10 protein-coding genes are annotated in these 12,486 nt (G+C 71.7%); all 10 read left to right on the top strand.

The features are described 5' to 3' along the window. The 10 genes from AB0D74_RS49390 (at window position 1) to AB0D74_RS49345 (ending at window position 12,099) form a co-directional block, all read left to right on the top strand. On the top strand, window positions 1-1,008 hold the full coding sequence (locus AB0D74_RS49390) for a sugar phosphate isomerase/epimerase family protein (protein WP_362602912.1): 1,008 nt from the start codon (window positions 1-3) through the stop codon (window positions 1,006-1,008). Window positions 1,009-1,480: 472 nt separating this feature from the next. Further along, window positions 1,481-2,632, top strand: coding sequence for an inositol-3-phosphate synthase (locus AB0D74_RS49385; protein ID WP_362602909.1), 1,152 nt, complete (start codon window positions 1,481-1,483; stop codon window positions 2,630-2,632). A gap of 83 nt (window positions 2,633-2,715) precedes the next feature. After that, complete coding sequence (locus tag AB0D74_RS49380; protein ID WP_362602906.1) at window positions 2,716-3,720, top strand: SCO3242 family prenyltransferase; 1,005 nt, start codon at window positions 2,716-2,718, stop codon at window positions 3,718-3,720. Beyond that, on the top strand, window positions 3,717-4,595 hold the full coding sequence (locus AB0D74_RS49375) for a sugar phosphate isomerase/epimerase family protein (protein ID WP_362602903.1): 879 nt from the start codon (window positions 3,717-3,719) through the stop codon (window positions 4,593-4,595). The genes AB0D74_RS49380 and AB0D74_RS49375 overlap by 4 nt, the downstream gene beginning before the upstream one ends. Continuing rightward, window positions 4,592-5,230 carry an EboA domain-containing protein gene (locus AB0D74_RS49370; RefSeq protein WP_362602900.1) on the top strand — a complete coding sequence of 213 codons (639 nt, stop codon included), beginning with the start codon at window positions 4,592-4,594 and terminating at the stop codon, window positions 5,228-5,230. The genes AB0D74_RS49375 and AB0D74_RS49370 overlap by 4 nt, the downstream gene beginning before the upstream one ends. After that, on the top strand, window positions 5,230-6,078 hold the full coding sequence (locus AB0D74_RS49365) for a TatD family hydrolase (RefSeq protein ID WP_362602897.1): 849 nt from the start codon (window positions 5,230-5,232) through the stop codon (window positions 6,076-6,078). Before AB0D74_RS49370 ends, AB0D74_RS49365 begins: the two co-directional genes overlap by 1 nt. Before the next feature lie 3 nt (window positions 6,079-6,081). After that, window positions 6,082-7,251, top strand: a complete 1,170-nt coding sequence (eboE, locus tag AB0D74_RS49360; RefSeq protein ID WP_362602894.1) for a metabolite traffic protein EboE — start codon at window positions 6,082-6,084, stop codon at window positions 7,249-7,251. Further along, on the top strand, window positions 7,248-8,630 hold the full coding sequence (locus AB0D74_RS49355; RefSeq protein WP_362602891.1) for a nucleotide pyrophosphatase/phosphodiesterase family protein: 1,383 nt from the start codon (window positions 7,248-7,250) through the stop codon (window positions 8,628-8,630). Before eboE ends, AB0D74_RS49355 begins: the two co-directional genes overlap by 4 nt. Before the next feature lie 53 nt (window positions 8,631-8,683). Next, on the top strand, window positions 8,684-9,847 hold the full coding sequence (locus tag AB0D74_RS49350; protein WP_362602888.1) for a sugar phosphate isomerase/epimerase family protein: 1,164 nt from the start codon (window positions 8,684-8,686) through the stop codon (window positions 9,845-9,847). 131 nt (window positions 9,848-9,978) lie between these two features. Next, window positions 9,979-12,099, top strand: coding sequence for a PQQ-dependent sugar dehydrogenase (locus AB0D74_RS49345; RefSeq protein WP_362602885.1), 2,121 nt, complete (start codon window positions 9,979-9,981; stop codon window positions 12,097-12,099). The last annotated feature ends 387 nt before the right edge of the window (window positions 12,100-12,486 follow it).

Below are 12,486 nucleotides of genomic sequence, written 5' to 3'. Positions count from 1 at the left end.
ATGCCCCGCCCGTTCACCCTGTTCACCGGTCAGTGGGCCGACCTGCCCTTGGAGGAGGTCTGCCGGCTGGCCCGCGACTTCGGCTACGACGGTCTCGAACTCGCCTGCTGGGGAGACCATTTCGAGGTCGACAAGGCCCTGACCGATCCGTCCTACCTGGCCGCGCGGCACGCCCTGCTCGACAAGTACGGTCTGAAATGCTGGGCGATCTCCCACCATCTCGTCGGCCAGGCCGTCTGTGACAACCCCATAGACGAGCGGCACCAGGGCATCCTGCCCGCCCGCATCTGGGGCGACGGGGAGCCGGAGGGCGTACGGCAGCGGGCCGCGGCCGAGATCAAGGACACGGCGCGTGCCGCGGCGGCCTTCGGCGTCGACACGGTCGTCGGATTCACCGGGTCGTCGATCTGGCACCTGGTGGCGATGTTCCCGCCGGTGCCGGAACGGATGATCGAACGCGGCTACGAGGACTTCGCGGAACGCTGGAATCCGGTCCTGGACGTGTTCGACACCGAGGGCGTCCGCTTCGCCCACGAGGTCCATCCGAGCGAGATCGCCTACGACTACTGGACCACCCGACGCGCCCTGGACGCGGTGGACGACCGGCCGGCCTTCGGGCTCAACTTCGACCCCAGTCACTTCGTCTGGCAGGACCTGGACCCGGTCGGCTTCCTCTACGACTTCCGGGACCGCATCTACCACGTCGACTGCAAGGAGGCCCGCAAGCGTCTGGACGGGCGCAACGGGCGGCTCGGCTCCCACCTGCCGTGGGGCGATCCGCGGCGCGGCTGGGACTTCGTCTCCGCCGGACACGGAGACGTCCCCTGGGAGGACGTCTTCCGGATGCTGCGTTCGATCGGTTACGACGGGCCGGTCTCCGTGGAGTGGGAGGACGCCGGCATGGACCGTCTCACCGGCGCGCCGGAAGCACTCGCCCATCTGAAGCGGTTCGACTTCGACCCGCCCACCGCTTCCTTCGACGCCGCGTTCGGAGGCGGCGACAACTAGGGACCTCCACTCGGGGCGATCGCTCCCTGGATCCAGCCGGACGAGGGCCCGGCGGTGGGACCGCCGCCGGGCGGGTTCCGGCTGCCCGGACCCCTCTTTGTCCTGCATCTGGAGAAAGTTCGACTTCTTTCTGCGCAAGGTCTTTCTGCGGAGGACGAACCGGGTTACGGTCCCGTCTCAGGCACAGGCGCCACACAGTGGTCCGACAGCGACGGCGCACACCCCGCCGGCAGCACTGCTCACTGCTCCGTTCGCCGGACGACATCCGTGCAGAGCACACGGCCGGCCGCCGCCACGAATCCCGCACAACTCACCGATGACACCTTCGCCGTGACCGCGCCCGCCAGGGAGTCGCCCTCCCGGGCCGCGGCCGAGGCCCGCTCCTGCGCCGACGGTGGGCGGGGAAACCGGCCCCGCACCCGCCCACCGTCCTCCAACCGCAACGGAACATCGACATGGCAGGGAGGCACCCGTGAACAACGACGGGAACGCATCGAAGCCCCGGACCGGTGGGCAGACCACGCGCACCGGTGTCTGGTTCGTCGGAGCCCGCGGATCGGTGGCCACCACCGCCGTCGCCGGATGCGCGGCGGTCACCGCCGGACTGCACCGACCGACCGGCATGGTCACCGAGACACCACCGTTCGACGGCACCGGCCTGCCGTCCCTGTCCTCGCTGGTCTTCGGCGGCCACGACACCGCCCACAGCCCGCTGCCCAAACGGGCCGACCAGCTCACCGACGCCGGCGTCCTGCCGCACGGACTCGCCCCGGCCGTGCACGCCGAACTCCGGTCCGCGGACGAGGAGATACGACCCGGTGGCCCGCTCCCGGGCGACACGCGCGGCGACGAGGAACTCATCGCGGACTTCGCCGCCGACCTCACCTCGTTCCGCGTGCGCAACGCACTGGCACGGGTGGTCGTCGTCAACGTGTCCTCCACGGAGCCGCCGCCCGCACCCGAAGACCTGCGGCTCCCGCCCAGTTCCCTCTACGCGGCAGCCGCCCTGCGAACCGGGTGCCCCTACGTCAACTTCACGCCGTCCACCGGGCTGCACACCCCGGCGCTCACCACAGTCGCCGCGGCCGCCGGACTTCCGCACGCGGGCCGTGACGGCAAGACCGGCCAGACGCTGCTGCGGGCCGTGCTCGCCCCGATGTTCGTCCAGCGCGTCCTGAAGGTACGGGCCTGGTCCGGCACCAACCTGCTGGGCGGCGGCGACGGGGCGGCGCTGGCCGACCCCGGCGCGGCTGCGGCGAAGAACGCCGGCAAGGAACGCGTCCTGACCGACATCCTCGGGCACACCCCGCAGGGCGAGGTGCACATCGACGACGTACCGGTGCTCGGCGACTGGAAGACCGCCTGGGACCACATCGCCTTCGAAGGCTTCCTCGGCTCGCGCATGATCCTCCAGACCATCTGGCAGGGCTGCGACTCGGCCCTGGCGGCACCGCTCGTCCTGGACCTGGCGCGCCTGGTCGCCCGCTCCCACGAGGTGGGCCTGTCCGGCCCGCTCCCGGAACTCGGCTTCTACTTCAAGGATCCCGACGGCGGCCCGTCGGGCCTCTCGGAGCAGTTCACCGCCCTGCTGTCGTTCGCCGACCGACTGCGGGGGACGAAGTGATCCGATCCGCTCCGCCCGGTCTGGCCCCACCCGCGCCCGCCGAGGCTCCGGCGTCCACCGCAGCCGGAAACGGCCGGGGTCCCGTGGCCACCGCACCGCGGCGCGGGTTCCGGGCGCGGCTGCGGGACTGGGCCGAACTGCTCCGCGTCTCCGCGCTGTTGACCGTGCCGGGCGACGCCCTCGCCGGCGCCGCGGCCACCGGGCTGCGACCCAACCGGGGCACGGCGTACGCCGCGTGCGCCTCGCTCTTCCTCTACGAGGCGGGCATGGCACTCAACGACTGGGCCGACCGCGACGAGGACGCTCTCGACCGCCCCCACCGCCCCGTTCCCTCCGGCCGTATCTCCCCGACTGCGGCGCTGGCAGCGGCCGGACTCCTGACCGCGGCGGGCCTGACGTCCGCCGCCCGCGCCGGCCGGCCCGCACTCGCGGTGGCGACGACCCTGACCGCCACGGTCTGGGCGTACGACCTCCGGTTGAAGCACACCCCCGCCGCCCCGGCGGCGATGGCCGCGGCCCGCGCCCTGGACCTCCTGCTCGGCGCCACGGCAACCCTGTCCGCGCCCACCACGACGCCGACCGCCCGCAGACCCGCCGACCCACCACCGTCCGCGATGCCCGGCCGGGGGAGAGGGCACAAAACAGGGGGGCGGAGCGGGGGACCTCCTGCCACACCCGGTACCGCCTTCCGTGCCGCGGCTCCGGCCGCCGCGCTGGCCGCCCACACCTACGCCGTCACCGCCGTCTCGCGGCACGAGGCGCACGGCGGTTCGACGCCCACCCCCCTCGCCGCGCTCGGCCTGACGACCACGCTCGGTCTGCTGCTGTCCCGGACCCGCGAGACGGCAGGACCCGTCCCGGCGCTGTCGGCCGCCGCGTACGTCCGCACCGCCGCCGGTCCTTTCCTGCACGCCGCCCTCAACCCGTCCCCACCCCTCACGCAGCGCGCCGTCGGCGGCGGCATCCGCGCCATGATCCCGCTCCAGGCCGCGCTCGCCGCCAGGACCGGGGCGACCGGCACCGCACTCGCCGTGCTCGGGCTCGCCCCCGCGGCCCGTGCCCTCGCCCGGAAGGTGAGCCCCACATGAGCGGCCGGCAGCGACTGCGCCTCGGCTACGGCACCAACGGCCTCACCGACCTCCGTCTCGACGACGCCCTCGGCCTGCTCGCGGACCTGGGCTACGACGGCGTCGGACTCACGCTCGACCACATGCATCTCGACCCGCTCGCGGACGATCTCGCCGCCCGTACCGCCCAGGTCGCCCGCCGGCTCGACGAACTCGGCCTCACCGCCACCGTCGAGACCGGCGCGCGGTACGTGCTCGACCCGCGCCGCAAGCACGGTCCGTCGCTGCTCGACGCGGACTCCGCGGGCCGTGCCGCCCGCACCCGGCTGCTGCTCACGGCGGTCCGGGTCGCGGCGGACCTCGGGGCCCACGCCGTGCACTGCTTCAGCGGCGTCACCCCGCCCGGCACCGACGACGACACCGCGTGGCGGCGCCTGGAAGAGGCGCTGCTTCCCGTCCTCGACGCGGCAGCCGCCGCCGGCGTGCCGATCGCGATCGAACCCGAACCGGGACACCTCCTCGCCACCCTCGCCGACTTCCATCACCTGCGCACCGTGCTCGGCAACCCTTCTCCGCTCGGCCTGACCCTCGACATCGGCCACTGCCAGTGCCTGGAGCCGGCCACGCCCGCCGAGTGCGTCCGGGAGGCGGCGCCCTGGCTGCGGCACGTGCAGATCGAGGACATGCGCCGCGGGGTGCACGAGCATCTGCCCCTGGGCGACGGCGAGATCGACTTTCCGTCCGTGCTGGACGCACTCGCCGACACCGGCTACCGGGGCCTCACCGTCGTAGAGCTGCCCCGGCACTCCCACGCGGGGCCGGAGCTGGCCCGGTCCTCCGTGGAGTTCCTGCGGACCGCGACGGCCACGACCGCGAAGGGAGTGCCCGCAGCATGACGCACCCACTTCCCTGGACCCGAGCCGATGTCGAGGCCCGGCTGCCCGACGACGCGGCGCGCGCCTGGTTGACCGAGGCGCTGGCCGACGCCGCGTGCACACCGACAACACCCCCGTCGGCGCCCGCCCCTTACGCGGCCGATACCTGGGAGCTGCGGTTCGCCGCCGCGGGACGGCACTGCGGCCATGACAACGCGGACGCCGTCCGCACGCTGCTGCTGATCGAGGCCCGGGCGGGACTGGCCGCCCTGACCCGGCTCTACCGGCACGGCAGTGCCGCCGAACGCCGCGCCGTGCTCCGGGCCCTTCCGGCGCTGGTCGACGGACCGCACGCCCTGCACCTCGTCGAGGACGCCCTGCGCAGCAACGACACCCGGCTCGTCGCCGCCGCGGTCGGCCCCTACACCGCCGCGCACCTCGATCCGCACGCCTGGCGTCACGCCGTCCTGAAGTGCCTGTTCACCGGCGTCACCCTCGACGCGGTCGCGAGCCTGGCGCAACGCGCGTCCGGCGACGGCGAACTGGCCCGCATGCTCACCGACTACGCCGCCGAGCGGACGGCCGCCGGCCGCGAGGTCCCCGACGACCTCGGTCGCGTGCTGACCCTGACGGGCGAAGAGCCCAAGGAGCTTTGATGCGTATCTTCGACCCGCACATCCACATGACATCCCGCACCACCGACGACTACGAGGCCATGTATGCCGCCGGGGTACGCGCCGTCGTCGAACCGTCCTTCTGGCTCGGGCAGCCCCGCACCGATCCGGCCAGCTTCTACGACTACTTCGACGCCCTCCTCGGCTGGGAACCCTTCCGCGCGGCCCAGTACGGCATAGCCCACCACTGCACCCTCGCGCTCAACCCCAAGGAGGCCAACGACCCACGCTGCACGCCGGTCCTGGACGCCCTGCCCCGCTACCTGGCCAAGGACGGCGTCGTCGCCGTGGGCGAGATCGGCTACGACTCCATGACACCGGCCGAGGACACCGCGGTGGCCGCCCAGCTTCAGCTCGCCGCCGCCCACGGCCTGCCCGCCCTGGTCCACACGCCCCACCGGGACAAGCTCGCCGGTCTGCACCGCACCCTCGACGTCGTGCGCGAGTCGAGCCTGCCGGTGGAGCGGGTGCTGCTCGACCACCTCAACGAGACGACCGTGGAGCACGCGAAGGACAGCGGCTGCTGGCTCGGCTTCTCCGTCTACCCGGACACCAAGATGGACGAGGACCGCATGGTCACAATCCTGAAGACCTACGGGACGGAGAAGGTCCTCGTCAACTCGGCCGCCGACTGGGGAAAGAGCGACCCGCTGAAGACCCGCAAGGTCGCCGACGCCATGCTCGCGGCCGGCTTCGGCGAGGACGACGTCGACCAGGTGCTGTGGCGCAACCCGGCGGCCTTCTACGGACTCAGCGGCCGTCTCCGGCTCGACGTCCCGAAGCCGGAGGGCCTGCACGAAGGCAACTCTGTCCTGCGCGGCGGGGAGTGAGCCATGCGTTTCCGCCATGCCGACGGCTCGACGGTGCACCTCGCCTACTGCACCAACGTCCACCCCGCCGAGACCCTCGACGGTGTCCTCGCCCAACTCCGCGACCACTGCGAGCCCGTCCGCAGAGCCCTGGGACGCGACCGCCTCGGCATCGGCCTGTGGCTCGCCGGCGACGCCGCACGCGCGCTGTTCGCCGACCCGGCGGCGCTGCGGCGGCTCCGGGCCGAACTGAACCGGCGCGGCCTCGAAGTCGTCACCCTCAACGGATTCCCCTACGAAGGATTCGGCGCGGACGAGGTCAAGTACCGCGTCTACAAGCCCGACTGGGCCGACACCGAACGCCTCGCGTACACCACCGGCCTGGCCCGGCTCCTGACGGAGCTGCTGCCCGACGACGTCTCCGAGGGGACCATCTCCACCCTGCCGCTGGCCTGGCGGACCGACTACGACGAACGCGCCGCCGCCACCGCCGGTGCCGCGCTGACCACCTTGGCGGAGCGGCTCGACGCGCTGGAGGAACTGACCGGCAAATCGGTCCGCGTCGCCCTCGAACCGGAACCCGGCTGCACGGTGGAGACGACCGCGGACGCCATCGGACCGCTCGCCGCCCTGCCCGGCGACCGTATCGGCGTGTGCGTCGACACCTGCCATCTCGCCACCTCCTTCGAGGACCCGGCCACCGCACTGACCGCGCTCGACGCAGCGGGTATCGGCGTCCCCAAGGCGCAGCTGTCGGCCGCCCTGCACGCCGAGGATCCCCGTCTGCCAGAGGTCCGCGACGCCCTCGCGGCCTTCGCCGAACCGCGCTTCCTCCACCAGACCCGCGCCCGCACGCCGACCGGTCTGCACGGCACCGACGACCTCGGCGAGGCACTGACGGGCGACGCCCTGCCCGACGACACACCCTGGCGCGCCCACTTCCACGTCCCCCTGCACGCCCCGCCCGCCGCACCGCTCACCTCCACCCTGCACGTGCTCCAGGACGCCCTGGCCCTGCTGGTGGGCGGCACGGAGCCCCGCACCCGCCACCTCGAAGTCGAGACCTACACCTGGCAGGCCCTCCCGCCGAAGTTGCGCCCCCGCACCAGAACCCAGCTCGTGGAGGGCATCGCGGCCGAACTGGCCCTCGCCCGCGACCTGCTCACCGGCCTCGGCCTGAAGGAGCTGCCATGAGCATCCGCCCGACTCCGCTCCTGGTCCTCGACGTGGTCGGCCTCACCCCGCGTCTCCTCGACCACATGCCCCGCCTCAAGGCGCTGGCCGGCTCCGGCTCGCGGGCGAACCTGTCCACCGTGCTCCCGGCCGTCACCTGCACCGCACAGTCCACCTTCCTCACCGGCGAGCTTCCCGCCGAGCACGGCATCGTGGGCAACGGTTGGTACTTCCGTGAGCTCGGCGACGTACTCCTGTGGCGCCAGCACAACGGACTGGTCGCCGGCGACAAACTCTGGGACGCGGCGCGCCGCGCCCACCCCGGCTACACGGTCGCCAACATCTGCTGGTGGTACGCCATGGGCGCCGACACCGACATCACCGTCACCCCCCGTCCCGTCTACTACTCCGACGGACGCAAGGAACCCGACTGCTACACCCGCCCGGCAGCCCTGCACGACGAACTCACCGAGAAGTTCGGCACCTTCCCGCTCTTCCACTTCTGGGGACCGGGCGCGGACATCGTCTCGAGCCGGTGGATCGCCGATGCGACCCGCCACGTCATGCGCACCCGACGGCCCGACCTGACCCTGTGCTACCTGCCCCATCTCGACTACGACCTCCAGCGGTTCGGCCCCGACGACCCCCGCTCCCACCGCGCCGCCACCGAACTCGACGCCGTCATCAGCCCCTTGCTCGACGACGCCCGCGCCGAGGGCCGCACGGTCGTCGCCCTGTCCGAGTACGGCATCACGCCGGTCAGCCGTCCCGTCGACATCAACCGCGCCCTGCGGCGCGCCGGGCTGCTGGAGGTCCACACCCAGCACGGCATGGAGTACCTCGACCCGATGGCCTCCCGCGCCTTCGCCGTCGCCGACCACCAGCTGGCCCACGTCTACGTCCGCCGGCCCGAGGACCTGGCAGCCACCCGCGAGGCGCTCCAGGACCTCCCCGGCATCGAGGAGATCCTCGACGACGACGGCAAGAAGGCGAACGGACTCGACCACCCGCGCTCCGGCGAACTGGTGGCGGTCGCCGCCCCGGACGCCTGGTTCACGTACTACTACTGGCTCGACGACGCCCGCGCCCCCGACTTCGCCCAGCTCGTCGAGATCCACCGCAAACCCGGCTACGACCCCGTCGAGCTGTTCATGGACCCCGGTGATCCCTACGTGCGGCTCAAAGCCGCCAAGGCGGTGGCCCGCAAGAAGCTCGGCATGCGGTACCGGCTCGCCGTCGTACCCCTCGACCCCTCACCCATCCGCGGCAGCCACGGCCGCCGCCCCGCGAGCGACGAAGAAGGTCCGCTCGTCCTGGTCTCCACCCCCCGCGCAGTATCCGGCCGCGTAGCGGCCACCGAAGTGAAGTCCCTTCTCCTGAGGCTCGCCGGCCTCTCCTGAGACGGCGGCCGACAGGCACCCGCAGCACCGCGACGACGAAAGAGAGAACCACTGTGACCGCGTTCAACGACGAAGCCGTCACCGGCGACGCCCTGCGCCGCACCCTCGGCGTCAACCGCCGCCGTTTCCTCAGCACCTGCACGGCCGTCACCGCCGGGGCGATCGCCGCCCCCGTCCTCGGCGCCGCCCCTGCCCTGGCACAGGGCAGATCCGAAGCCGCCGGCCACGACCGGGGCCGCTCCACCCTGGTCCCGCCGGACAAGCGCGGCATCATCCTCTACACCGTCCGTGACGCCACCGGCCGCGACCCGCTCGCCTCCGACCTGCCCTCCGGTTTCCGCGAGGTGTTCCGGCAGCTGTCGCGCTTCGGCTACCGCCAGGTGGAGTTCGCCGGCTACGGCCAGCACGCCAACGCGCCCGGCGGCGCCGACCTGGGCACCGTCCAGGGCGCGAAGCTGCTGCGCTCCTGGCTCGACGAGTACGGGCTGAGGGCGCAGGGCAGCCACGGCTTCATCCCGCCGTCCTGGCCGCTGACGCCCTCCGACGTGGACGCCTTCAAGCGCTGGCTGGAGATCGCCAACATCCTCGGCATGGAGCACATGGGCACCGGCGCCGACCCCACCAACACCCCCTACCGGGCCGACTGGGACGCCGCCGCGCAGAAGTGGAACACCCTGGGTGCCATCGCCCGCAGGGAGGGCATCAAGCTCTACACCCACAACCACGACAGCGCCTACGACTTCCTGCTCGACGGCGGCCCGCTCGACTCCCAGGGCCGTCCGACCCGCAGCTCCGGCACACGGAAGCTGGAGTACTTCCTGAAGACGACCGACCGCAAGAACGTCTACCTGGAACTGGACGTCTTCTGGGCACACGTGGCCCAGTACAAGTTCCACACGTACACCGCCCACGACGGCTCGCAGCAGGAGGACGTCTTCGACCCGGCCGCACTCGTGGTCCGCAACACCAACCGCTTCCCGCTCTTCCACGCCAAGGACGGCGTCGTGAACACCCAGAGCGGCCTGGGCTACGACATGGTGCCGTTCGGCACGGGCGACATCGACTACCGCAGGTTCTTCACCCGGGTGGGCGCGAAGAACTACCACAACCCGATGGTCGAGCAGGACAACGCGCCGAGCACGAGCGTCCCCGGCCAGTCCCTGGAGTTCGCCCGGATCGGCTACGACAACCTCGCGGCCCTGCGCGCATGTAACTGAGGGAGAACCACCCAGGAGTCCCGCCCGGCGTATCGACGCCGGGCGGGCCCCGAGCGGTGGGTGCCCTGGCGTCCAACGCAGCTACCCTCCGCGGTTTTTGATCAGCCATCACCAGACCGAAGGAGTTCTGAGTGCGCAACAGACGGATCGTCACCCTCGTGGGGGCGGCTGCGTTGGCCGGAGCCGTCGGGCTCCTGCCGCTCTCCCCGGCCCAGGCCACCACATCGGACCCCGCACCGCCGGCCTCGTCGGACTTCCAGAAGGTCACCCTCAACGACCGCCCGGGTGAGCCCATGGCCCTGGCCGTCCTGCCCGACCGGCGGGTCCTGCACACGGCCCGCACCGGAGAGGTCCGGATCCACGACCCCCGCAGCGGCGTGAACTTCCTGGCCGCAGACATGAAGAAGAGCCCCGCCGGGCTCTACCAGCACGACGAGGAGGGCGTGCAGGGCATCGCCGTCGACCCGGGCTTCGCCAAGAACCACTGGGTCTACCTCTACTACTCGCCGCGCCTCGACACCCCCATGGACGACCCGGCCACCCCGGGCGTCAACGAGGGGGACGCACCGCAGTTCGGGACGGCCGCGGACTTCGCCCGGTACAAGGGCGTCACACGGCTGTCGCGGTTCAAACTGGTGGGCAACGAGCTGGACTTCGCCACCGAACAGAAGGTCATCGACGTCCCCGCCGACCGCGGCATCTGCTGTCACGTCGGCGGCAAGATCGACTTCGACCACCAGGGCAACCTGTTCCTGTCGACCGGTGACGACTCCAACCCGTTCTCCTCCGACGGCTACGCCCCCCTCGACGACCGCCCCGACCGCAACCCGGCCTACGACGCGCGGCGCACCGCGGGCAACACGAACGACCTGCGGGGCAAAGTCCTGCGCATCAAGCCCAAGAGCCACGGCGGCTACGCCGTCCCGAAGGGCAACCTCTTCGCGCCGGGCACCCCGAAGACCCGTCCCGAGGTCTACGCCATGGGCCTGCGCAACCCGTTCCGCTTCGCCGTCGACGAGCGGTCCGGCGAGCTCTACCTCGGCGACTACTCACCCGACGCCAACAAGGCCAACCCCGGCCGCGGCCCCGCCGGCCAGGGACGCTGGATGGTCATCGACCGTCCCGCCAACTACGGATGGCCGTTCTGCGTCATCCGGGACCAGCCCTACCAGGACTACGACTTCGCGACCCAGACCTCGGGCGGCGCGTTCGACTGCGCCAAGCCGGTCAACGACTCGCGCCACAACACCGGCCGCAGCCAGCTGCCACCGGTCACGGACGCGGAGATCGTCTACGGCTACGGAGCCTCCGACACGTTCCCCGAACTCGGCACGGGCGGCATCGGCCCCATGGGCGGCCCGGCGTACCGCTACGACAAGCGGAACACGGCCCAGAACCGCTGGCCCCAGTACTTCGACGGAAAGCCGCTCTTCTACGAGTGGACCCGCGACCAGATGAAAGCCATCACCCTCGGCAAGAAGAAGGAGGTCCAGAAGATCGAGGACGCGATCCCCACGATCACGACGGACGGCCCGATCGACGCCGAGTTCGGACCGGACGGCGCGCTGTACGTCCTGGAGTACGGCACCGGGTATTTCGCGGAACTGCCCGAGGCACAGCTCTCCCGCATCGACTTCACCCGCGGGAACCGCACCCCGGAGCCCAAGGTCGCCGCGGACGCGGTCAACGGCACCAGCCCGCTGACGGTCCAGTTCTCCAGCGCCGGCACGAAAGACGCCGACGGCGACGCCCTGCGCTACGCGTGGGACTTCGACGCCGACGGCACCGTGGACTCCAGGGAGGCCGACCCGAAGCACACCTTCGACAAGAACGGCGTCTACGACGCCACGCTGAAGGTCACCGACAGCACCGGACGCTCAGCCTCCGCATCCGTTCCCGTCGTGGTCGGGAACAAGGCACCGGTCGTCTCGCTCACCACCGACCCGGCTCCGCACGGCGGCACGGCGTTCCACTGGGGTGACACGGTCACCTGGCAGGTCGCCATCACCGACGACCAGCCGGTGGACTGCTCGAAGGTCACCGTCTCGTTCATCCTCGGCCACGACTCGCACGGCCACCCGCTGTCTTCGAGCAGTGGCTGCTCCGGATCGTTCGAAACGTTCGTGGACGGCGGACATGCCGGTGCGGACAACCTGAAGGCGGTCTTCAACGCCACCTACACGGACTCCCCGCCGGCCGGCCTGCCGGCCCTCTCGGGCAGTGCCGAGGTCGCGCTGACGCCGGCCGACTGACCTGGCCGAGACACGGATGCGGGGCGCCATCCCAAAGAGGGGGGCGTCCCGTCGTCGGTCCGGCGACTGCTCGTCCCGGCGGGTCCTACGCCCGCCTCCTGAGCAAGGGGCAGCACAAGCCTGGGCCGTCGGACGAGTCGCAGCCATCGCCGGACGCGATCCCCCCCCGGGGCAGGTTGGCCTCTGCGGTTCCAGGGGCGGAGATCGCCTCCGGCACTCCAACGACCTGCGGCGGACGAACGGCGGCCCTCCTGCTGCCCACCTACGGCTCGTGTGGTGGTGGTGTGGTTTGTGGTGGGTGGTGTGTGCTGTGTGTGTGCCTGGCTTGTCTGTTGTGGCCGGGGTGGCTTTTGTGCGGGGTGTCGGTGGTCTGTTGTTGTGCTGTGG

Origin of the sequence: Streptomyces sp. NPDC048278, from assembly GCF_040652195.1 — a bacterium.
Classification (GTDB): domain Bacteria; phylum Actinomycetota; class Actinomycetes; order Streptomycetales; family Streptomycetaceae; genus Streptomyces.
The sequence above is the reverse complement of the archived record's forward strand: the minus strand, read 5'-3'. Positions and strand labels throughout refer to the sequence as shown.

Excerpts from the sequence above, each read along its gene's own strand:
- AB0D74_RS49390 (WP_362602912.1), top strand. The coding sequence starts at position 1 with ATGCCCCGCCCGTTCACCCTGTTCACCGGTCAGTGGGCCGACCTGCCC.
- eboE (WP_362602894.1), top strand. The coding sequence starts at position 6,082 with ATGCGTTTCCGCCATGCCGACGGCTCGACGGTGCACCTCGCCTACTGC.
- AB0D74_RS49355 (WP_362602891.1), top strand. The coding sequence starts at position 7,248 with ATGAGCATCCGCCCGACTCCGCTCCTGGTCCTCGACGTGGTCGGCCTC.
- AB0D74_RS49370 (WP_362602900.1), top strand. The coding sequence starts at position 4,592 with ATGACGCACCCACTTCCCTGGACCCGAGCCGATGTCGAGGCCCGGCTG.
- AB0D74_RS49375 (WP_362602903.1), top strand. The coding sequence starts at position 3,717 with ATGAGCGGCCGGCAGCGACTGCGCCTCGGCTACGGCACCAACGGCCTC.
- AB0D74_RS49365 (WP_362602897.1), top strand. The coding sequence starts at position 5,230 with ATGCGTATCTTCGACCCGCACATCCACATGACATCCCGCACCACCGAC.